Source organism: Sulfuriferula plumbiphila, assembly GCF_009938015.1.
GTDB lineage: Bacteria > Pseudomonadota > Gammaproteobacteria > Burkholderiales > Sulfuriferulaceae > Sulfuriferula > Sulfuriferula plumbiphila.
Genome location: NZ_AP021884.1, coordinates 172568 through 192727 on the forward strand (window position 1 = coordinate 172568; position 20160 = coordinate 192727).

At 60.4% G+C, this 20160-nt stretch carries 23 protein-coding genes and 1 tRNA gene; 20 read left to right on the forward strand and 4 right to left on the reverse strand.

Going from position 1 to position 20160, the window contains the following annotated elements; translation table 11 throughout:
- The first annotated feature begins 62 nt into the window (after positions 1–62).
- From GZH91_RS00845 to GZH91_RS00890, 10 genes are all read left to right on the forward strand, one after another.
- Positions 63–296 (forward strand): cupredoxin domain-containing protein, encoded by a 234-nt coding sequence (locus GZH91_RS00845; protein WP_147069808.1) that lies wholly within the window; start codon positions 63–65, stop codon positions 294–296.
- Positions 297–353: 57 nt separating this feature from the next.
- Positions 354–560 (forward strand): hypothetical protein, encoded by a 207-nt coding sequence (locus tag GZH91_RS00850; RefSeq protein ID WP_147069810.1) that lies wholly within the window; start codon positions 354–356, stop codon positions 558–560.
- Between the two features lie 230 nt (positions 561–790).
- Positions 791–2632 carry a copper resistance system multicopper oxidase gene (locus GZH91_RS00855; protein WP_147069812.1) on the forward strand — a complete coding sequence of 614 codons (1842 nt, stop codon included), beginning with the start codon at positions 791–793 and terminating at the stop codon, positions 2630–2632.
- Positions 2633–2830: 198 nt separating this feature from the next.
- Complete coding sequence (locus GZH91_RS00860; protein WP_232522201.1) at positions 2831–3691, forward strand: copper resistance protein B; 861 nt, start codon at positions 2831–2833, stop codon at positions 3689–3691.
- Between the two features lie 100 nt (positions 3692–3791).
- Positions 3792–4439, forward strand: coding sequence for a c-type cytochrome (locus GZH91_RS00865; protein WP_223264442.1), 648 nt, complete (start codon positions 3792–3794; stop codon positions 4437–4439).
- Between the two features lie 64 nt (positions 4440–4503).
- Entirely contained in the window at positions 4504–4878 is a 375-nt protein-coding gene (locus GZH91_RS00870; RefSeq protein ID WP_147069815.1) for a copper-binding protein, read from the forward strand.
- A 122-nt stretch (positions 4879–5000) separates the two neighbouring features.
- Entirely contained in the window at positions 5001–5390 is a 390-nt protein-coding gene (locus tag GZH91_RS00875; RefSeq protein ID WP_147069818.1) for a DUF302 domain-containing protein, read from the forward strand.
- Positions 5391–5547: 157 nt separating this feature from the next.
- Positions 5548–5712, forward strand: coding sequence for an SHOCT domain-containing protein (locus tag GZH91_RS00880; protein ID WP_223264443.1), 165 nt, complete (start codon positions 5548–5550; stop codon positions 5710–5712).
- A 154-nt stretch (positions 5713–5866) separates the two neighbouring features.
- Complete coding sequence (locus GZH91_RS00885) at positions 5867–7093, forward strand: glycosyltransferase family 4 protein (protein WP_147069821.1); 1227 nt, start codon at positions 5867–5869, stop codon at positions 7091–7093.
- Positions 7056–7586 carry a phosphatase PAP2 family protein gene (locus GZH91_RS00890; RefSeq protein ID WP_147069823.1) on the forward strand — a complete coding sequence of 177 codons (531 nt, stop codon included), beginning with the start codon at positions 7056–7058 and terminating at the stop codon, positions 7584–7586. The genes GZH91_RS00885 and GZH91_RS00890 overlap by 38 nt, the downstream gene beginning before the upstream one ends.
- Here GZH91_RS00890 and GZH91_RS00895 read toward each other — a convergent pair.
- A complete protein-coding gene (locus GZH91_RS00895; protein WP_161984128.1) occupies positions 7522–8136 on the reverse strand; it encodes a zinc dependent phospholipase C family protein in 615 nt (204 codons plus the stop codon). The two genes, GZH91_RS00890 and GZH91_RS00895, sit on opposite strands and share 65 nt — an antisense overlap.
- Before the next feature lie 132 nt (positions 8137–8268).
- On the opposite strand from GZH91_RS00895, the gene GZH91_RS00900 reads away from it, so the two are divergent.
- From GZH91_RS00900 to GZH91_RS00915, 4 genes are all read left to right on the forward strand, one after another.
- On the forward strand, positions 8269–9204 hold the full coding sequence (locus tag GZH91_RS00900; protein ID WP_147069827.1) for a carbohydrate kinase family protein: 936 nt from the start codon (positions 8269–8271) through the stop codon (positions 9202–9204).
- Positions 9205–9257: 53 nt separating this feature from the next.
- Positions 9258–9713 (forward strand): outer membrane lipoprotein, encoded by a 456-nt coding sequence (locus GZH91_RS00905; RefSeq protein WP_147069829.1) that lies wholly within the window; start codon positions 9258–9260, stop codon positions 9711–9713.
- 138 nt (positions 9714–9851) lie between these two features.
- On the forward strand, positions 9852–10604 hold the full coding sequence (locus GZH91_RS00910; RefSeq protein WP_147069831.1) for a GNAT family N-acetyltransferase: 753 nt from the start codon (positions 9852–9854) through the stop codon (positions 10602–10604).
- A 58-nt stretch (positions 10605–10662) separates the two neighbouring features.
- Positions 10663–11448: a lysophospholipid acyltransferase family protein gene (locus GZH91_RS00915; RefSeq protein ID WP_147069833.1), complete on the forward strand. Its 786-nt coding sequence runs from the start codon at positions 10663–10665 to the stop codon at positions 11446–11448.
- Here GZH91_RS00915 and GZH91_RS00920 read toward each other — a convergent pair.
- Positions 11369–12196, reverse strand: coding sequence for a symmetrical bis(5'-nucleosyl)-tetraphosphatase (locus GZH91_RS00920; protein WP_147069835.1), 828 nt, complete (start codon positions 12194–12196; stop codon positions 11369–11371). The genes GZH91_RS00915 and GZH91_RS00920 overlap by 80 nt on opposite strands.
- Before the next feature lie 150 nt (positions 12197–12346).
- Here GZH91_RS00920 and GZH91_RS00925 point away from each other — a divergent pair, with 150 nt between their 5' ends.
- On the forward strand, positions 12347–14335 hold the full coding sequence (locus tag GZH91_RS00925) for a UvrD-helicase domain-containing protein (RefSeq protein WP_147069837.1): 1989 nt from the start codon (positions 12347–12349) through the stop codon (positions 14333–14335).
- Here the strand turns inward: GZH91_RS00925 and GZH91_RS00930 are convergent.
- Positions 14310–15083 (reverse strand): tetratricopeptide repeat protein, encoded by a 774-nt coding sequence (locus GZH91_RS00930; RefSeq protein ID WP_147069838.1) that lies wholly within the window; start codon positions 15081–15083, stop codon positions 14310–14312. The two genes, GZH91_RS00925 and GZH91_RS00930, sit on opposite strands and share 26 nt — an antisense overlap.
- 67 nt (positions 15084–15150) lie before the next feature.
- A complete protein-coding gene (locus GZH91_RS00935; RefSeq protein WP_147069841.1) occupies positions 15151–15708 on the reverse strand; it encodes a c-type cytochrome in 558 nt (185 codons plus the stop codon).
- A 121-nt stretch (positions 15709–15829) separates the two neighbouring features.
- Between GZH91_RS00935 and GZH91_RS00940 the strand changes: the two genes are divergently transcribed.
- From GZH91_RS00940 to GZH91_RS00960, 5 genes are all read left to right on the forward strand, one after another.
- Positions 15830–15906, forward strand: a tRNA-Arg gene (locus GZH91_RS00940).
- A 30-nt stretch (positions 15907–15936) separates the two neighbouring features.
- Positions 15937–16344, forward strand: coding sequence for a gamma-butyrobetaine hydroxylase-like domain-containing protein (locus tag GZH91_RS00945; protein ID WP_147069843.1), 408 nt, complete (start codon positions 15937–15939; stop codon positions 16342–16344).
- Between the two features lie 2 nt (positions 16345–16346).
- Positions 16347–17783 (forward strand): CUAEP/CCAEP-tail radical SAM (seleno)protein, encoded by a 1437-nt coding sequence (locus tag GZH91_RS00950; RefSeq protein WP_198415352.1) that lies wholly within the window; start codon positions 16347–16349, stop codon positions 17781–17783.
- A 106-nt stretch (positions 17784–17889) separates the two neighbouring features.
- The gene (locus GZH91_RS00955; RefSeq protein ID WP_198415353.1) at positions 17890–19146 is read left to right on the forward strand and encodes an ATP-grasp domain-containing protein; all 1257 of its coding nucleotides are present in this window, start codon (positions 17890–17892) and stop codon (positions 19144–19146) included.
- Positions 19143–20021 carry a fructosamine kinase family protein gene (locus tag GZH91_RS00960; RefSeq protein ID WP_147069845.1) on the forward strand — a complete coding sequence of 293 codons (879 nt, stop codon included), beginning with the start codon at positions 19143–19145 and terminating at the stop codon, positions 20019–20021. Before GZH91_RS00955 ends, GZH91_RS00960 begins: the two co-directional genes overlap by 4 nt.
- Positions 20022–20160 lie beyond the last annotated feature (139 nt).

The window sequence follows — 20160 nt, forward strand, 5'->3', positions numbered from 1 at the left end:
GGCGTTACGATTAGCGGTCTACGCTGGTTTTAGGAAAACGCCTCTCCCAGGGAGAAACCGGCATGCAAAGACGCAAATTTCTCCAATATGCCGCAGCATCCGGGCTTGGCTTGCTGGGTGGCGGTTATCTGTACAAATACGCGACGAACATCCGTCAGAACAACGAAAGCTTCTGGATGGACCGCTATCCGATCCAGAGCCGCAGCAACAGCGTCGAGCTATGGGACATCCAGAACGCAAACCTGGAGCTCGAAGACCAGGGCATGATGGTTAACCATCGCGTCAGTGCGGTGTAATGCAGGTGAAGAGGGGGGTGATATCGAGGCCAACCCGACGATTAATCAAGTCAGCCTATGTTCGACAACGCACTTAACTCCCTGGATTTTCAGCGTAAACCCAACCATGTCAGCTTGTGCCCAAGCATCTTGGTGAACACGAAGATCAGCCCGGCGATGCAGGCGTCACGGTCGACCCTGCAGGCGATGGGGCGCGACATGCGCAGCGCCGACCTTGGAGGTGAGCATCCCGTAGCGCACGAACGCGACATTACAAAAATGTAATCCGGCTGTCAGGCTGGCGTTATGGCCAGCCGTCTAATCTGGTTCCGTTCAAACAGCAACTCGGAAACGCGCGTTATTGCTGAGTCAACGATCATCCGGCTGGCGCAGTTGAAGCGACTGCCCGGAAGATAGCGTAAGACAGCATTCTGCGTTGCAACTGCACGCCTCTAACCCGATATGTACAGGACATTGATACTAATGGACCCATCGATTGTTCAAGGATTCTTTTCATGAAAAAACCGATTCTCAAAACCCCGCCTGCAAACTTATCCCGCCGCCGCTTTGTTGAAGGCCTTGTCGCAGGGGGCGCATTGGCTGGGACAGGGCTATGGACCACATCCGCCTGGGCAGCGACCAGTCCCGGGCAGCCCGCAGTACTCAGCGGAACCGACTTTGCGCTTGACCTTATTGAAGCGCCGGTGAATTTCACCGGCACACCGCGCATGGCGACGACGGTGAATGGTCAGGTATCGGGGCCGTTACTGCGCTGGCGCGAAGGCGATCGCGTCACCCTGCGGGTGAAGAACCGTATGCCGGTATCGGGTTCCATTCACTGGCACGGCATCCTCCTGCCGTCACCCATGGATGGCGTTCCTGGTTTGAGCTACAACGGCATTGCGCCGGGTGAAACCTATGTCTATCAGTTCGATGTTCGCCAGGCTGGAACTTACTGGTACCACAGCCACACCCGCTTTCAGGAACAGACCGGGATGTATGGTCCTATCATCATCGAACCCCGCGAGCCCGCACCGTTCGCTTATGACCGCGATTATGTGGTGATGTTGTCTGACTGGACTGACGAAAATCCCGAAGAGGTTTTCGAGCATCTGAAGCAGATGAGCGACTACTACAACTATATCCGGCCAACCGCCGGCGATCTTGTCAGGCAGGCTGAAAAAGAAGGCTGGGCCAAAGCGTTGTCGACGCGCGCCACGTGGGACAAAATGCGTATGAGTCCGCGTGACTTGTCCGATGTAAGCGGGGCGACTTACACCTATCTCACCAACGGCGTCACGCCGGCGGGAAACTGGACCGGCCTGTTCAAGCCCGGCGAGAAAGTTCGCCTGCGTTTCATCAACGGCTCGTCGATGACCTACTTCGATGTCCGCATCCCGGGGTTGAAGATGACCGTAGTCGCGGCAGACGGGCAATATGTGCACCCGGTCAGCATCGATGAATTCCGCATTGGCGTAGCCGAGACTTACGACGTCATCGTCGAGCCCACTGGAGACCGGGCTTACACCATATTTTCGCAGGCAATCGACCGATCCGGCTATGCGCTGGCAACCTTGGCTACGCGGCAAGGGATGCGTGACGCCGTCCCGAAACTCGACCCCGTACCGATGTTGACCATGGCTGACATGGGCATGTCCATGGCGGGCATGAGTGGCATGGACATGGGTGGCAAAGGCGGCATGGACATGGGTGGCATGCACGGAATGAATATGGCAGGCATCAATGGCATGAAAGCCTCCGACATGAAGGGCATGGATATGTCAGGCGCGCAGAAAAACCCGCCACCGCCGAATGATGCTCAGGGCGGTGACGTTCCGGTCAAGCACCACGCCCCGGCAGAATATGGCGCGGGCAATACAGTGCGTGCGCAAGAAGTGTCGACGCGGCTGGATGATCCTGGTGCGGGACTGCGCGATAACGGGCGTCGTGTACTGACCTACGCTGACCTGCATACTGTGGGCGGCGCGCTGGATCCGCGCGACCCAACGCGCGAGATAGAGCTGCACCTGACCGGCAATATGGATCGCTACATGTGGTCCTTCAATGGACAGAAGTTTTCCGATTCAGAACCGCTGCTATTCCATTACGGCGAGCGCCTGCGCATCGTCCTTGTCAACGACACCATGATGAATCACCCGATTCACATGCACGGCATGTGGAGCGAGGTTGAATCTCCCGACGCGGCATTCCAGGTACGCAAGCACACCGTGAGTGTGGCGCCGGGGCATCGCATCACTTATCGCGTCAGTGCCAATGCGCGCGGCAAGTGGGCTTATCACTGCCATCTTCTTTATCACATGGAGGCGGGCATGTTCCGCGCCATCGTGGTCGCTTGATTCGTCTATGAACAGATCGGGATTATCTCAATGAAAAACATTCAACCCATTGTCCAGTCTTTGCTGTGTGCACTGCTTGCCCTCCCTGCGGCCGCGTTCGCTCAGGAATTACCATCCGATACAAACGCATCTGCCCAGCAAAGCCCGGAACCCCTCCCCGCGCAACAACCCGCAATGCAAAACATGGAGGCCGGCTCCATGGAAAACATGAATCACGGAATGCATGACATGCCCGGCAAGAAAGGCAAGAAAGACATGAAGGGCATGAAGGGCATGAAGGGCATGAAGGGCATGGAGGGCATGGAGGGCATGGAGGGAGCCGGCAACCCGGACCAACCGCAGCCCGGACCGCCGGTGGGTAGTTTGCCGCGCAGCGATGGTTCGGCAGGCAAGCCCTACGCCGATTACGGCATCACCACACGCATGGGCGACAATGCGCTAATCAGCCAACTCATGCTCGACAAGCTGGAATATGTCCATGGCAAGAGTGACAGCATGGTCTGGGACGGGCGCTATCGCCTAGGCCGCGATCTGAATCAATTGTGGATTCGCAGTGAAGGTCAGCGGGCTAAGGGAAGAATTCAGGACGCAGAAGCGGAATTGCTGTGGGGTCACACGTTTGCGCCCTTCTGGACGGTAATGACCGGTGCGCGACACGATTTTGGCACAGGACCGTCACGAGACTGGGCAGCGCTGGGAATCCAGGGGCTGGCGCCCTACAAATTTGATGTCGAAGCTACAGCATACGTGGGATCTTCCGGCCGCACTGCCCTGAAGCTGAAAACCTCGTACGATCTGTTGTTGACGCAACGACTGATCCTGACGCCCGAATTGGATGCCAACCTCTACAGCAAGGATGACCGCGATCGTGGGGTTGGTGCAGGGCTATCCGACGCATCCTTTGGCTTGCGCTTACGTTATGAAATCCGTCGCGAGTTCGCGCCCTACATAGGATTTAACGCAGTGCAAAAATACGGGAAAACTGCGGATTTTTCGCGTGCAGAAGGAACACCGGCACACGACTTCCAACTCGTAACTGGTGTGCGTATCTGGTTCTGAACTGTCTCTCCAGCCATGTCGAACCACTTGCACTACTGTCTGCATGGATAGACAGGAAAGACTTTACTCCATGCTTGTTTAAAATTTTGCAAAGGGAACCATGAATACTTTAAAGCGGGCATTGACAAGCCTGGGCACGCTCCTTGAATGGGAGATCATGAAACACGTAAAGATGGCGCTGGCCCTGCTGCTGGTGTTCACGCTTGGGGTGGGCATATTCATCGGGTCGGGTATATTCAACATTGCCGCAGACAGCCCACACTGGAAAATCACCTACGCGCTGTTGCAGGTCGCGCGTGGACGTTCTCTTGCCTATCATTCCTCAGGAATCACAGTACCTGCCAATCTCAATGACCCGCAGCTAATACTGAAAGGCGCCGGTCAGTACGCGGCAATGTGCACCAGCTGCCATCTGGCGCCAGGCAAGGAGAATTCCGAGCTGCGCCCTGGACTGTATCCCCAGCCACCCAATCTGAGCAAGGTTAGCGTAGACCCGCGCGTGGCATTCTGGGTGATCAAGCACGGCATCAAGATGAGCGCGATGCCGGCCTGGGGAATGAGCCACGATGATGCGACGATCTGGAGCATGGTTGCTTTCCTGCAGAAGCTGCCGGGCATGACGCCTGCGCAGTACCAGGAGATCGTTGCCAAGGCGCCGCCGGACGAAGACATGGGCCCGATGGACGGTGCAGCCATGCCGGCTCCAGGCGGCCACATGCATGGCGGACACACGCATGCCGGCGATTGATCCAGGCCAAATCTTGCGCGAGCCAGTTCACCCTTTTTATCACCCCTGTATAAGGAAAGCCGACATGCTGCTAAAATTTTCCCCTGTGTTTGCTTTGCTGCTCACCCTGAGTGGCACCGCCGTTGCCGCTGCCGAGCATCACGGCACATCCGCAGGGCAAGCCAAACTTGCCTCTGCCGAATCCAGCCTGCCGCTGATCGACGGCGAAGTGAAAAAGGTGGACAAGGATGCCGGCAAACTGACCCTCAAGCACGGCCCCATCACCAACCTCGGCATGCCGGCCATGACCATGGTATTCCGGGTCAAGGATGCTGCCATGCTCGAACAGGTGAAAAACGGGGACAAAATCCGCTTTGCCGCAGACAAGGTAGGTGGCGCGCTCACGGTGATGCACCTGGAGCCTGTGGATGAAGCGGGTAAAAATCCGCAAGTAAAATGACGCCGGCTGCCTGCATCTGCAAATTCTCCGAAAACAACCCGATGCTGGGCTATATTGTTATTTCATCAATGCGCGCCCGCATGGATTGCGTTCAAATCGATACCTTCTAGGGAGATTGCATCATGTATGGTTTCAGCATTCAGCTCGACATGCCGTTTGACACCGCAGTAGAAAAAACCATCGAAGGCCTGAAGCAGGAAGGCTTTGGCGTGCTCACCGACATCGACGTCAAGGCCACCCTGAAGGCCAAGCTCAATCTCGACAAGCGCCCCTACCGCATCCTCGGCGCCTGCAACCCGCCGCTGGCCAATCGCGCCATCGATGCGGAAGCCGACATCGGTCTGTTGCTGCCCTGCAATGTCGTGGTGCGTGAAGAAGCAGACGGGAAAATCACCGTCGCCTTTCTTGATCCCGGCATCATGGCAAAGCTGGTCAGCAATCCGGAAGTACAAGCGGTTGCCAGCGAAGCGCGTAGCCGACTGGAACGCGTGCGCGACAGCCTGAAGGCATAAGTCATGCACCACCAGCCGCGGCAGCATATTGAAAGGAGCACGACATGTATGGATGGGATCACGGCAGCTGGATGTTCGGTGACGGCGGTGGCTGGATGATTTTCGGCTGGTTCTGGATGGCACTCATTGGCTCATTGGGCTGGTACCCATCCTGCTGTTGTTCGCTCTCGTCAAATATCTGTTCGGCAATCGGGAATCCGGCGCGTGTCCCACGGGAGAAACGCGCCGGGCAGCGCTGGATATTCTGGATGAAGCGTATGCACGCGGGGAATTGACACGCGAGGCCTACTTGCAAAAACGCGATGATCTGAACCAGAAATAGGTGTCCGGTTACAAAAAACACAAGGTTTCGAATCAACTCTCGCCGGACGTCTTCCGCCTATGACCTTTGGCACTCTCGGTAGTGATCGGGGACATACTCCAAACCTTCAAATTTCCGTCACAAAATTGTCGCCATTAGTCGCGAAACTGGCGGCATGGATGACGATGACCTGCTACTACAGACATTTTCTACTCGCCCGTTGCCATTGCGGATTGCATTGGTAACGGAGACGTATCCGCCGGAAATCAATGGCGTGGCAATGACGCTGGGCCGGCAGGTGGCGGATCTGCAACAACGCGGGCACCAGATTCAGCTGGTGCGTCCACGCCAGACTGCGCGTGACCTGGCAGCGTCCAGCGCCAGCCTGGAGGAAGTGCTCAAGCCCGGCGTGGCGATTCCGCGTTACGCCGGGCTGAAAATGGGCTTGCCTGCCAAATCGGCACTGACCCGGCTGTGGAGTCTGAAACGGCCTGATCTGGTGCATATCGCCACCGAAGGACCGCTGGGCTGGTCGGCCCTGGTGGCGGCCAACAAGCTGCGCATCCCGGTGAGCACGGATTTCCACACCAACTTCCACAGCTACAGCCAGCACTATGGCATCGGCTGGCTGCGTCGCCCCATTCTGGCGTATCTGCGCAAATTTCATAACAAGTCATGCGTGACGCTGGTACCCACCGAGGGTATCCGGCGCGAATTGCAGGTGCACGGCTACGGCAATCTGGAGGTGGTGGCACGCGGCGTGGATACCGAACTGTTTTCCCCGGCACACCGCGATGCCAGCCTGCGCGCCGGCTGGGGCGTGGATGAGGCGACCCAGGTGGTGTTGCATGTTGGCCGCCTCGCGCCGGAAAAAAATTTGAATCTGGTATTCGCTGCCTTTGCCGCGATGCATCAATGCAATCCCCGCACACGTCTGGTGCTGGTGGGCGACGGCCCGGATCGGGCAACGTTGCAGGCAGCGTATCCGCAGGCGGTATTTTGCGGCATGCGCAGCGGCGTGGATTTGTCGCGCCACTATGCGTCGGCGGATGTGTTCCTGTTCCCCAGCCTGACCGAAACCTTTGGCAACGTGACCATCGAGGCCATGGCCAGCGGCCTGGCGGTGGTGGCATACAACTATGCAGCGGCAGGGGAACTAATCCGCCACAACGGGAGCGGGGTGCTGGCCGCCCATGATGACGCGGAAGCTTTTATTGCGCAGGCGGCGCGTCTGGCGGCTGACCCCGCGCTGGCACAACGCATGGCGCAGGCAGCGCGCCATGCCGCCCAGAAAATGAGCTGGGACAGCATTCACGACCGTTTTGAGCAGGTGTTATACGCAATCGTGGCGAAGGAGGGGCGCGATGATACGACTCGACTGGCACTGGCAAACACTCGCTGAGTGGGAGGCGCCGCTGGCCGCGCGCTTCAACCGGGCGCGGCGCTTTCGCGGGGTGGCCGACGCGTTCCGGCTGATCAGCCGCCTGGGCAACGGGGTATTCTGGTACACGCTGATGCTGGCGCTGCTGGCTTGGGATGGCTATGCGGCGGTTCCGGCCGTGCTCAACATGACGGGTGCCGGTCTGGTTGCGACACTGCTCTATACATGGCTGAAGGGCAAGACTTTGCGCCCGCGCCCATTCCAGCAGTTTGGCGATATTTTGTGCCTGACCGCACCGCTCGACCGTTTCAGCTTCCCGTCCGGACACACCCTGCATGCGGTGGCATTCAGTCTGGTGGCGGTGCATTACTACCCGGGCCTGATCTGGCTGGTATTGCCATTTACTGCGCTGGTGGCAGTCTCGCGCCTGATTCTGGGGCTGCACTACCCTACCGATGTGCTGGCTGGCATTGCACTGGGTAGTATGGTGGCAATGGCTTCGCTGCTGCTGTAAAAGCAATCGCCCGGCAACGGCTGACCGCGGCGGATTTGCAATGCCGGGCAATATGCTGACCGATTTCGTCCGCGCCATCGCGCAGCAGGGTGTCCGGGGTCGCCAGCAAATGGGGCTGGATATGCGCGTTCATTGCCCATTCGGAAGCCGCGTGAGTGAGTACCGGCAGGTTCAGCCACAGATGTTCATGGGCGGGAACAAAATGATGGTGGGCAATCACATCCACCAGCAGGTGGCTCTGGTAACCCAGCGCCAGCGCACGCCGGACATCGCTATCCGCCTCGCGCATCATGCGCAGGGCACTGTCCCAGTCATGCGTATTGTTGAAAGCCTGGGTACCCACGTGTTTGCCCACCAGCGCCAGATCGGGCAGACACGCCCCGGCCATGACCAGCCTGGGATAGCGCCATGCTGCATGGCGTAACCTGGGGTCGAGCAGCGACACCCCCCACAGCAGCCACTGCGCAAAAAATACGTGGGTATAAAGTCCCCACGCCAGCGCGTCGTGTGACTGGCACAGCAGCGGGATGCTCCACAACAATACGCGCATGGCCTGTTTCATTCGCAACAGGCTAAGGCGTGCCTGCGACAGTGCGGTTAAATCCGGGTGAAGCCTTGATGAAAGCAGGATGGGTTCGCGCTGTTATAATCCGCCGGTTATTTCATTCTTACGGCTTACACAATGTCTGCTCTGATTTGCGGCTCGCTCGCGTTTGATTCCATCATGGTGTTTCAGGATCACTTCAAGCACCACATCCTGCCGGAGAAGATTCATATCCTGAATGTGTCGTTCCTGGTGCCGGAAATGCGCCGCGAGTTCGGCGGCTGCGCGGGCAATATCGCCTACAACCTCAAACTGCTCGGTGGCGACCCGCTGATCATGGCAACCTGCGGCGAAGATTTCGCGCCCTACGCAGCACGCCTGGACGGGTTGGGCATCGCCCGGACCCACATCCGCCCGGTACCCGGCAGCTTCACCGCACAGGCATTCATCACCACCGATCTGTCGGATAACCAGATCACCGCATTCCACCCCGGCGCAATGAACCAATCGCACCTCAACCGCGTGCAGGATGCCCGCGGCGTCACCCTCGGCATCGTCTCGCCGGATGGCCGCGATGGCATGTTGCAGCACGCAGAGCAGTTTCATGCGGCAGCCATCCCGTTCATTTTTGATCCGGGTCAGGGGATGCCAATGTTCAATGGCGAAGAGCTCACGCATTTTGTCGACCTGGCCGATTACGTAACCCTCAACGACTACGAAGCAGAGCTCCTGCAAACGCGTACCGGAAAGTCCCTGGACGAGCTTGCCAGACGGGTGCGCGCGCTCATCGTGACGCGCGGCGAACAAGGCTCCAGCATCCATGCCGGTGGCGGCGTGATCGAGATTCCCTGCGCCAAACCGGTGGCCGTGGTGGATCCCACCGGCTGTGGCGATGCCTACCGCGCCGGGTTGCTGTACGGCATTGAAAACGGCATGGACTGGGCCACCACCGGACGGCTCGCCAGCCTGATGGGGGCGCTCAAGATTGCACGGCAGGGCGCACAGAATCACCTGCACAGCCGTGACGAAATTAGCGCTCTGTTTCACGCGCAGTTTGGCTATACCTTGAACTAAGCCTGTATTGGGCTGTCTTTGCAAATGTCAGATTAATACGCAGGAGTCCTATCATGAATCCATTCAAATTAGCTGCATTTGGCCTGGCTGCCGTACTCACCCTGGGCGGGTGTGCCAGCGGCCTCGGTAGCCGTGACTACAGCCGCGACCAGGCACGCGGCGCGCAGGAAGTACGAACCGGCGTGGTGGTGGAAGTGCGCAATGTAAACATCGAGGGCACCAAAACGCCGATCGGCGCCGGCGCCGGCGCAGTGGTCGGTGGCATCGCTGGGAGCCAGGTTGGGCGTGGCAACGGCAGCATTGCCGGGGCAGTGCTCGGCGCCGTGGTGGGCGGGCTGGCTGGTTCGGCAGTCGAAGAAGGCGTAACCCGGCAACAAGGCCTGGAAATCACCGTCAGGCTGGATTCCGGCCGCACCATTGCCGTCACCCAGGGAGCAGATGAATACTTTCGTCCCGGAGACCGCGTACGCGTGTTGAGCGAAGGTGGCACCACCCGCGTCACGCGCTGATTCGCCAAGCGCAATCCCCTGGCCTGAGAGCAGGTTTTTCTCCTGCGCTGCGTCACCGAATTTTCATTTGGCCGTAATTTCAGCGTCACGGGCGCTGCTTATTGTGCATTCCATTGTCACCAAAATGGAGTGCACAGCATGCCTGACCCGCAAATCCATGCACAAACCCGCAGCAAACCGCGCCTCTGCGTATCCCTGGCGCGCGCCAGCGGCGAAGTGCGCGAGGCCCAGCGCCTGCGCTACAAGGTATTTGCCGAGGAAATGGGCGCCCGGCTGGCCTCGCGCGAAGCCGGGCTGGATGAGGATGTTTTCGACGCCTATTGCGACCATCTGCTGGTGCGCGACAACGGCAGCGGAGAGGTAATCGGCACTTACCGCATCCTGCCGCCGCACCGCGCCAGGCAGATCGGCGGTTATTATTCCGAGCAGGAGTTCGACTTCACGCGTCTGGCACACTTGCGCCCGGGCATGGTCGAAATCGGCCGCTCCTGTGTGCATCCGGATTATCGTGGCGGCGCTGTCATCACGCTGCTGTGGTCGGGGCTGGCGGACTATCTGCGGGCACGTGATTACAGCTACCTGATTGGCTGCGCCAGCGTGAGCATGGATGACGGCGGCCATACTGCGGCCAGCCTGTACAACACCCTGGCGCAAACCCGCCTGGCACCGGTGGAATGGCACGTGTTTCCGCGCAATCCCCTGGCGCTTGGCCAGCTTGATGGCAGCCGCCAGGTGGCCATCCCGCCGCTCATCAAGGGCTATCTGCGTGTGGGCGCTTATGTATGCGGAGAACCGGCATGGGACGCGGATTTCAATACCGCCGACCTGATGCTGCTGCTGTCCATTAAACAGATGAACCAGCTTTACGCACGCCACTTCATGAGCAAATAAGGCTGCGATCACGCGCCGCTCCGGGCACAATTGGATTTTTGCTTTGTGGGGACGGGTAATGCTGCGCGTGCTGCGCCTGGGTGGCGTCGTTGTACTGGTGTTGGTAGGGCTGCTGATACTGGCCGGGATATTCCCGTGGGCCAGCCGCGCGGCGCGCGCGGCACTGACGATGCGCTGGTCACGCATCCTGCTCGCCACCCTGGGCATCCGTTTGCGTGTGTCCGGCACCGCGCCGGAGGTAGCGGACGGCGGCGTGATGTTTGCCGCCAACCATCTGTCCTGGCTGGATCCATTTCTGGTGCTGGCGCATTGTCCGGCGCATTTTGTCGCCAAGTCCGAGGTGCGCAGCTGGCCGGTGCTGGGGTGGCTGGCGGCACAATCCGGCACGCTGTTTATCGAACGTGAGCGGCGCCAGGATGTGGCCAGGATTAGCACCGCTTTCACTCGGCTATTACGCGCAGGTGAGAATGTCGGCCTGTTTCCCGAGTCCACCACTGGCGACGGCACGGCGCTCAACCCGTTCAAGCCCGCGCTGTTGCAGGCGGCGTGCGCCGCTGGCGCACGCCTGTGTCCGGTGGCGATTCGCTATGTCGATCAAGCGGGCCGCGCGCATCCGGCGCCGATCTGGGTGGGCGAGATGAGCTTTGCGGATTCCATCCTGCGCATCGCGGCCGCACGCGGCATCGTCGCCGAACTGACTTTTTGTCCGTGCATGGCAGGTGCCCACCAGACCCGGCGCGCGCTCGCGCTACAGGCCGAGACAGCTATTGCCAGTGTGTTGTCCCTGTCAGTCCCGCGCATTCCACCTGAAACACCTGCCGATCCTCCAGGCGCAATGCAGTGAGGCGGCCTCCCCACAGGCAGCCGGTATCCAGCGCCATGCAGTCGGATTCCACGCGCAGCCCCAGCGCCGACCAATGGCCGAATACGATCGGGCTGCCCGCACTGGCCCGCCCCGGCACCTGAAACCACGGCAAGCAACCGGGTGGCGGCTGCCCCGGGCTGCCCTTGGTCTTGAATTCCATCGTCCCGTCCAGTGTGCAAAAACGCAACCGGGTCATGGCGTTGGTAATCAGGCGCAAACGGTCAATCCCCTTGACATTCTCGTCCCAGCGATTCGGACGGTTGCCGTACATGTGCGCCAGAAACCCCCGGTAATTGGGCGCTTGCAAGCGCTCCTGCACCTCGGCTGCCAGCATCAGCGCCTGCGCCGTGGTCCACTGCGGCAACAGCCCGGCATGCACCATAAAATAACCTTCCCCGGTGTGCGCCAGTGGCCGGTGACGCAGCCAGGCGAGCAGTTCGTCGCGGTCGGGCGCGGTGAGGATGCCGCCCAGCGTGTCGTTGCGATGGGGCTTTACAAAATTCTCTGCGACTGCCAGCAAGTGCAGGTCGTGGTTGCCCAGCACGGCGGTCACACCATTCCCCATGGCACGCGCCCAGCGCAGCACGGCGAGCGAATCGGCACCGCGGTTGACCAGGTCACCCACCAGCCAGATGCGGTCATGCGCAGGGTCAAAGCGGATCTTTTCCAGCAATAACTGCAAGGCCTGAAAACAGCCCTGCAAGTCGCCGATGGCGTAGGTGCTCATGGCAGCAAACCCAGGCTCGGTGGTTGAACGCTTAATTGGTGATTTAAATCCATGGCAGTTGCGCTTTCTCGGTAAGTCATGATTGCCTGTTCAACAATCCCGCTACCGAATCTGGGTTAAAATTGCCACCCTGTCCCGTTGTGGTTTCTCATGCTGTCTCATCTCAATCCCCCCCAGCGCGAAGCGGTCAAATACCTGGATGGCCCGTTGCTGGTACTGGCCGGCGCCGGCTCGGGCAAGACCCGCGTCATCACCCAGAAAATCGTCTATCTCATCGAAGAATGCGGTTACGCGCCGCAGCATATCACCGCCATCACCTTCACCAACAAGGCTGCGCGCGAAATGCAGGAACGCGTCGCCAGGCTGCTGCAGGGCAAACCCGCCAGGGGATTGACGGTATGCACCTTCCACGCACTCGGCGTACAGATCCTGCGCCAGGAAGCAGGACGGCTCGGCTACAAACCGCAGTTTTCGATTCTCGATTCTGCGGATGCGATGCAGATTGTAAACGAGATACTGAAAACCACCGACAAGCAGGAGATCCGCCGTGCGCAATGGCGCATCTCGGCGTGGAAAAATGCGCTGGTTTCGCCCACTGCCGCCTTGGACATCGCTGCTACTGACATCGACGCCACCTATGCCAAGATTTATCTGCGTTATCAGGACACCCTCAAGGCCTACCAGGCGATGGATTTCGACGATCTGATCCGTCTGCCCGCCGAATTATTCGCCAGCGACGCCGAGGTGCTGGAAAAATGGCGCAAAAAACTGCGCTACCTGCTGATGGACGAATACCAGGACACCAATGCCTGCCAGTATCAGATTGTAAAACTGCTCACCGGCGTGTCCGGCGCCTTCACTGCGGTAGGCGACGACGACCAGGCCATCTACGGCTGGCGCGGCGCGGACGTGAAAAACCTGCACCAGCTGCACGAAGATTATCCGCGCCTGAAAGTGATCCAGCTTACCCAGAACTACCGCTCCACGATACGCATTCTGCGTGCCGCCAACAGCGTCATCGCCAACAACACGCGGCTCTACGACAAACAGCTGTGGAGCGAGCACGGCCATGGCGACCCGCTGCACGTCATGGCCGCCAGGGACGAGGAGGAAGAAGCGCAAAACGTGGTGATGCGGCTGCTGGCGCATAAATTCGAGCATCGCACGCGCTATGGCGACTACGCTATCCTCTACCGTGGCAACCACCAGGCGCGCGTGTTCGAGCAATTCCTGCGCAATGAAAAAGTGCCTTATGTGATGTCCGGAGGACAGTCGTTTTTCGAGAAGGCCGAGATCAAGGACATCATCGCCTACATGCGGCTGCTGGCCAACAGCGACGACGACCCGGCCTTCATCCGCGCGGTGACCACGCCCAGGCGCGGGGTGGGTGCGGCGACGCTGGAGAAGCTCGGCGAATATGCCGGCCAGCGCCATGTCAGCCTGTTCGAAGCGGCCTTCGAGGCAGGCTTCCAGAGCCAGCTACCGGCACGCCAGCTGGAGCCGTTGATCGAGTTCTGCAATTTCATCAACGCGCTGGAATTTCGCGTGCGCAAGACGCCCGCCGCCGAGATCATGGCCGACCTGCTGAAGGCGATAGCTTACGAAACCTATCTGTTCGACAGCGAGGAAACCCGCAGTGCGCAGAACAAATGGAACAACGTGCAGGAGTTCGTCGGCTGGCTCGGCAAGAAGGGCGAGGAGGACGGCAAGGACGTGATCGCGCTGACCCAGACCATCGCCCTCATCACGCTGCTGGAAAACCGCGACGACGCCGAGATCGATGCGGTGCGCATGTCCACCATCCACGCCGCTAAGGGACTGGAATTCGGGCACGTATTCCTGGTCGGCGCCGAAGAAGACATCCTGCCGCACCGCGAAGCGGTCGAGAACGGCACGCTGGAGGAAGAACGGCGCCTGATGTATGTCGCCATCACCCGCGCCGAACGCTCGCTGACCATCAGTTTTTGCAAGAAGCGCAAACGCGCCGGGGAGTTTCAGCTCTGCGAGCCGTCGCGCTTCATCAGCGAGATTTCCCAGGAAGATGTGCGCAAGACCGGGCAAGACGCCGACCCGGCGGAGCAGCGCCAGCAGGGTAACGCGCGCCTGGCGCAGCTCAAGGCGATGCTGGCGGGGAAGTAGTCGCGCGCTTGCCGGCGCCCGCTTTATGATGCATTTGCTCGCTGATATGGCGCGCATCTGTCTGCGCCTGCGCGATCTGCTCCGGCTTCAGCTGTCCCACCACGCTTTCACGCGCTCTGACTGCGTCGTCCTTACCCTGCGCGGCAGCCAGATTGAACCACATATAAGCCTTGACCTTGTCCACCGGCGTACCGATGCCGAAACGATACATCTGGCCCAGCCGGTATTGCGCCTCCGGGTTGCCGCGGCTGGCCGGCATCTCGATCCATTTCAGCGCAGCCTGATAGTCCTGTACCAGGCCGCGGCCATCAAGCAGTGCGGTGCCATACAGGAACTGTGCTTCGGAATTGCCCTGATGCGCGGCTTTTTCGAACCACTTGGCAGCCTTGGTCACGTCGACGATCACGCCCTCGCCATTGGCATACATTTTTCCGAGTCGTAGCTGCGCATCCGCATCGCCCTTGAGTGCCTGTGCCGACAGCCTGGAGAACTGCCGATCTGCGACAGTAAGGTTGCTTGCATCGGATGCCGGGGCAGGGTTCAGCCGGACACGCACCAGCCACAACGTTATCCCCAACAGCACGAGCACCAAAAAGACGATTTTGAACGGGCTATAAATCCAGAAACGCGCGCGGCATTCGCGACAGCGCAGCGGCGTGTAGATTAGACGCTGCACCAGCGTATCCCCCGCGTGGGCAGAGGAGCCGCGCAGTTTGGCGCTTCCGCACGCAGGACAGTTCCTGTACATGAGCGCGGCGCCAGACAAGTCAGTCGCCCTTGTAATGCTTAACCATCACGCGCCAGCCTGGTGGTGATTAGCCAGCCTTTTTGGCCGCTGCCGCCGGTTTGGCGGCCGGGGCGGTACCTGCGGCCGGGGCAGCCGGCGGGGTAAATTTAGCTCCGGCAGCATCCGCCATATAGGCCACGGCACGGGCGATTTCGATATCGGACAGATCCGGGTTGCCGCCGCGTGGTGGCATCTGGCGGATACCTTGCTCCGCATGCTTGATCAGGGTGTCGTAGCCTTGTTTGATGCGCGGCCCCCAGTCGGCCTTGTTGCCGAACTTGGGTGCGCCCAGCGCACCAGGGGTATGGCAAGCGGTACACACTTCGTCAAATACCTGCTTGCCTTCTTTTTCCACGCGCGGCGCGCTGGCGTCGACAATGTTCAGATCGCCAACCGGCTTGATGCGCGCCAGCGTAGCCTTGTCATTGTATGCAAGCGAATCTTTTTCACCATGACTGCCCTCAATCTTGGCTATCAGACCGAGTATAAGTGCAATGGCAATAATGGGCGCAAACATCCCCGCCCATAGCGCAACAAAAAATTGTTGCGGCGTTGTTTTGGTCATCTTGGCGTGATCATCGCTCATGCTTGCTTCCTTAACTTGGCGGAAAAAAGTTTAAAACGCGGATTATAGCGGCAAAAGCCGAGTTGGCAAAAGCACCTGATATAGACGCTGGGTGCGAAAATCGCTATTCTTGACAGTTCTCGCGCCCATAGCTCAGATGGATAGAGTATTGGTTTCCGAAGCCAAGGGTCGCAGGTTCGAATCCTGCTGGGCGCACCACACCTTGCAATCCCATCCGGCGGAGCTCACATGGCAGGACTGGACAAAAACACCCCTCAGCCCACTGAAATCAAGCTGCACCAGAAATCGCGGGTGATGGAAATCGCCTTCGCTGATGGCAGCCGATTCCATTTGCCTTATGAATTCCTGCGCGTGTATTCACCCTCCGCCGAAGTGCGCGGCCACGGCCACGGCCAGGAAGTATTGCAGGTGGGCAAGCTGAATGTAGAAATCACCGGTATCGAGCCGGTCGGCAGTTACGCCGTGCAGCCCATTTTTTCGGACGGCCACGACACCGGAATTTTTTCCTGGGATTACCTTTACGAACTGGGTCAAAACCAGGACACGCTGTGGGCGCGCTACCTGCAAAACCTGTCCGCTGCGGGCGCCTCACGCGAGCCCATCCCCGGTTTTGAAGAGCGTCCCAAGACCAAATAAACATGAATGACTATTTCGCCGTAGACTGGGGCGAAACCGGCACCGGCAGCGCACCTTTCAAAGTCGTGCTGATCAATCCCTACGAGCTCGGCCGCCAGTCCTTTAACCTGGCTGCCCCGGCAGCGTTGTTGAAGGCTGCCGGGTGCGAGGTCGCCTGTCTCGACCTGACACTGCAAAAGCTGGAACCCGGCACCCTGCGCGGCGCAGGACTGGTGGCCATCCACCTCGGCATGCACACCGCCACCCGCATCGCCATCGCCGCGCTGCCGAAAATCCGCGCACTGGCGCCCAGCGCGCACCTCGCCATGTACGGCCTGTATGCGCCGATGAACGCAGACCTGCTGCGCGGACTGGGCGTACACACCCTGCTCGGCGGCGAGTCCGAGCCGGCCCTGATGGCGCTGGCTGAACGCCTGCGCGACGGTGATATCAGCGCGCAAAGCACGCCGATGGTGCAGCTCGCCAAAGTGGAATTTTTGCTCCCGGACCGCAGCGGATTGCCCAAACTTACCCGTTACGCCCACCTCAACCTGCCCGACGGCGGCAAAAAAGTCGTCGGCTTCACCGAGACCACGCGCGGCTGCAAGCACCTGTGCCGGCATTGCCCGGTGGTGCCGGTGTATCAGGGCAGGTTCCGCCCGGTGCAGGTGGACGTGGTGCTGGCCGACATCGAACAGCAGGTGGTGGCAGGCGCGCAACACATATCCTTCGGCGACCCGGATTTTTTCAACGGCCCCACCCACGCCCTGCGCGTGCTGGAAACCATGCACCGGCGTTTTCCCAACCTCAGTTTCGACGCCACCATCAAGATCCAGCACCTGCTTGACCACGCCGACCTGCTGCCCAGGCTGCGTGACTACGGCTGCCTGTTCATCACCAGCGCGGTGGAGTCGGTGGACGATGCCGTCCTTGAGTATCTGGACAAAAACCATACCCGCGCCGGCTTCGAACGCGCGCTCGGCCTGTGCCGCACGAACGGCATTTTCCTCGCGCCCACCTTTGTGCCCTTCAACCCGTGGACGACGCTGACCGGCTACATTGATCTGCTGGGCGAACTGCTGCGCCTGAAACTGGTGCAAGCGGTGCCGCCGGTACAGCTCGCCATCCGTCTGCTGGTGCCGCAGGGCTCCTATCTGCTGCAGCTTTCCGGCTTTGCCGACAGGCTCGAAGCCTTCGACCCGGCGTTGCTGGGCTACCCCTGGCGTCACGCCGACCCGCGCGTGGACGCCCTGCAGCAACAGGTCATGAGCACCGCGATGCAGATGGAAAACGCACCGCGCGGCGAGGTGTTTCGTGCCATCTGGCTGCTCGCCCATCGCGCCGCAGGGCTCCCCGCACCAACGCTGGAACACGCCGACTTCGGCGAGACCATCGCCCACCTGTCCGAGCCGTGGTACTGCTGCGCCGAACCCACCGACCAGCAATTGCAGTCATTTTGAAAAAACAGACAGGATTAACAGGATTTCCTGGCAAATGAAAGCACAAGCGCATGGTATGGACTGCCCTGTAAATCCTGCAAAAAATCCTGTTCATCCTGTCCCTGTTTTGCCCGTACCGCGGGTGCTGTTGTTGCTGCCGGTTGCCAGTTACCGCAATCAGGATTTCCTCGACGCCGCGCACCACCTGGGTGTGGAAGTAGTCAGCGGCGCCGACCACTGCCATCAGCTCGCCCCGCAACGCGGACTGAGTCCCATCCTGTCATTGCATTTCGACCAGCCCGAGGCCGCTGCTACGCAGGTGCTGGCGTCGCTGGGGCGGCGCGTGGATGCGGTACTGGCGGTGGACGATGCAGGCGTCGAACTGGCCGCCCTGCTGCGCGAAAAACTCGGCCTGCCCGGCAATTCGCCGGAGGCGGTGCGCCCCACCCGCGACAAGCTCGTCTTTCGCCGGCTGCTGCAGCAAAACGGCCTCAACTGCCCGGCGTTTCACCACCTCGCCAGCGAACCGGAGGCGCGCGCGCGCGCAGCGCAGTTGCGCTATCCGGTGGTGGTCAAGGCACGCCGGCTGTCCGCCAGCCGCGGCGTGATTCGCGCCGATGACGCCGAGGATTTGTTGCAGCAAGTGCGCCGGGTCAGCCGCATCCAGTCTATTGCCGACCGCGACGCCAGCGAACTGGGCCTGATCGTCGAAAGCTTCATCCCCGGCAGCGAACATGCCCTCGAAGGCCTGCTGGAAAACGGCCAGCTGCGCGTGCTGGCGCTGTTCGACAAGCCCGATCCGCTGGACGGCCCGTATTTCGAAGAAAGCATTTATGTCACGCCGTCGCGGCTGTCCGATGAGCTGCAGACCGCCATCGCCGACAGCGTGCAACGCGCCTGCGCTGCCGCCGGACTCAGCCACGGCGTCATTCACGCCGAAATGCGCGTGAACGACGCCGGCGTGTGGCTGCTTGAAATCGCCGCGCGCTCCATCGGCGGCCTGTGCGGGCGCATGTTGCGCCGGCGCCTGGGCATGACATTGGAAGAACTCATCCTGCGCCATGCCTTGGGGCTGCCGATTACCCAACCCGAACATAGCGACGCCACTGGCGTGATGATGATCCCGGTGCCCGCGCGCGGCATTTACCAAAACGTGAGTGGGCTGGAAGCCGCACGCGGCGTGCCGCACATCGAAGACATCCGCATTACCGCTGCCCCCGGCCAGCGCATTGCGTCCGCCCCGGAAGGCGCCAGCTACCTCGGCTTCATCTTCAGCCGCGCTGCCACTTCTGCAGCAGCCGAAGCCGCGCTGCGCACCGCCCATGCCGAACTGGTTTTTGATATCCAGCCCGACGTGGCGCTGACCAAAAGTCCAACCCGATGAGCCTGTGGAAAAGCGTAGCACAAGGCATCCAGGCCGCCACCGGCGCAGCATTCCCTATCCAGCGCACCACTCCGGTCGGCGGCGGCTGCATCAACGCCGCCTGGTGCATCGAGAGCGGCACAACGCGTTATTTCGTTAAAACCAACAGCGCTGCCAAACTGCCCATGTTCGAGGCGGAAGCAGCCGGTCTCGCCGCACTCGCCGCCAGCCACACCCTGCGCGTGCCGCATCCCGTCTCCAGCGGCGTGGCGGGCAACGAAGCATTTCTGGTGCTGGAATGGCTGGATCTGGACGGCCACGGCAGCGCCGCACAACTCGGACAACAACTCGCCGCGCTGCACCGGACCAGCGCACCGCGCTTCGGCTTCGCGTCCGACAACACCATCGGTGCCACCCCTCAGCACAATCCCTGGACCGACAACTGGATAGACTTCTGGCGCGACCAGCGCCTGGGATTTCAACTCGAACTGGCCGCGCGCAACGGTTTCGGCGGCAGCCTGCAAAGCCAAGGCGAGCGCCTGATGGGAAAATTCGCCGGCCTGTTCGACGGCTACCAGCCGCAACCCTCGCTGCTGCACGGCGACCTGTGGAGCGGCAACTACGGCTATACGCAAGCGGGCGAACCCGTCATCTTCGACCCCGCTGTCTATTATGGTGACCGCGAAGCGGATATCGCCATGACCGAACTGTTCGGCGGCTTCCCGGCTGATTTCTACTCAGCTTATCGAGAGGCTTGGCCACTGGATGCAGGTTATTCGGTACGCAAAAATCTCTACAACCTATACCACATCCTCAACCACGCCAATCTGTTCGGCGGCAGCTATGCGCGACAGGCGGAGGGGATGATGGAGCGGCTGTTGAGAGAATTAGCTTAGGCAGCACAGCCCGGAATCCCCTTCTGCGTCGCTTCGTCTGAGCCGGTCGGGCGGGAGGTTCAGGCGAGCACTGTCCGAGCTCCGCAGCAGCTTGCGGGTTGTGCAAGCTGTCAGGGCGAGTTGCGCAGCCCCCGTCTGA

Excerpts from the sequence above, each read along its gene's own strand:
- GZH91_RS00900 (WP_147069827.1), top strand. The coding sequence starts at position 8,269 with ATGTCTGCTCTGATTTGCGGCTCGCTCGCGTTTGATTCCATCATGGTG.
- GZH91_RS00870 (WP_147069815.1), top strand. The coding sequence starts at position 4,504 with ATGCTGCTAAAATTTTCCCCTGTGTTTGCTTTGCTGCTCACCCTGAGT.
- GZH91_RS00845 (WP_147069808.1), top strand. The coding sequence starts at position 63 with ATGCAAAGACGCAAATTTCTCCAATATGCCGCAGCATCCGGGCTTGGC.
- GZH91_RS00935 (WP_147069841.1), bottom strand. The coding sequence starts at position 15,708 with ATGAGCGATGATCACGCCAAGATGACCAAAACAACGCCGCAACAATTT.
- GZH91_RS00850 (WP_147069810.1), top strand. The coding sequence starts at position 354 with ATGTTCGACAACGCACTTAACTCCCTGGATTTTCAGCGTAAACCCAAC.
- GZH91_RS00945 (WP_147069843.1), top strand. The coding sequence starts at position 15,937 with ATGGCAGGACTGGACAAAAACACCCCTCAGCCCACTGAAATCAAGCTG.
- GZH91_RS00915 (WP_147069833.1), top strand. The coding sequence starts at position 10,663 with ATGCTGCGCGTGCTGCGCCTGGGTGGCGTCGTTGTACTGGTGTTGGTA.
- GZH91_RS00875 (WP_147069818.1), top strand. The coding sequence starts at position 5,001 with ATGTATGGTTTCAGCATTCAGCTCGACATGCCGTTTGACACCGCAGTA.
- GZH91_RS00930 (WP_147069838.1), bottom strand. The coding sequence starts at position 15,083 with ATGTACAGGAACTGTCCTGCGTGCGGAAGCGCCAAACTGCGCGGCTCC.
- GZH91_RS00890 (WP_147069823.1), top strand. The coding sequence starts at position 7,056 with ATGATACGACTCGACTGGCACTGGCAAACACTCGCTGAGTGGGAGGCG.
- GZH91_RS00920 (WP_147069835.1), bottom strand. The coding sequence starts at position 12,196 with ATGAGCACCTACGCCATCGGCGACTTGCAGGGCTGTTTTCAGGCCTTG.
- GZH91_RS00860 (WP_232522201.1), top strand. The coding sequence starts at position 2,831 with ATGGAAAACATGAATCACGGAATGCATGACATGCCCGGCAAGAAAGGC.
- GZH91_RS00910 (WP_147069831.1), top strand. The coding sequence starts at position 9,852 with ATGCCTGACCCGCAAATCCATGCACAAACCCGCAGCAAACCGCGCCTC.
- GZH91_RS00885 (WP_147069821.1), top strand. The coding sequence starts at position 5,867 with ATGGATGACGATGACCTGCTACTACAGACATTTTCTACTCGCCCGTTG.
- GZH91_RS00855 (WP_147069812.1), top strand. The coding sequence starts at position 791 with ATGAAAAAACCGATTCTCAAAACCCCGCCTGCAAACTTATCCCGCCGC.
- GZH91_RS00960 (WP_147069845.1), top strand. The coding sequence starts at position 19,143 with ATGAGCCTGTGGAAAAGCGTAGCACAAGGCATCCAGGCCGCCACCGGC.
- GZH91_RS00925 (WP_147069837.1), top strand. The coding sequence starts at position 12,347 with ATGCTGTCTCATCTCAATCCCCCCCAGCGCGAAGCGGTCAAATACCTG.
- GZH91_RS00905 (WP_147069829.1), top strand. The coding sequence starts at position 9,258 with ATGAATCCATTCAAATTAGCTGCATTTGGCCTGGCTGCCGTACTCACC.
- GZH91_RS00895 (WP_161984128.1), bottom strand. The coding sequence starts at position 8,136 with ATGCGCGTATTGTTGTGGAGCATCCCGCTGCTGTGCCAGTCACACGAC.
- GZH91_RS00865 (WP_223264442.1), top strand. The coding sequence starts at position 3,792 with ATGAATACTTTAAAGCGGGCATTGACAAGCCTGGGCACGCTCCTTGAA.
- GZH91_RS00950 (WP_198415352.1), top strand. The coding sequence starts at position 16,347 with ATGAATGACTATTTCGCCGTAGACTGGGGCGAAACCGGCACCGGCAGC.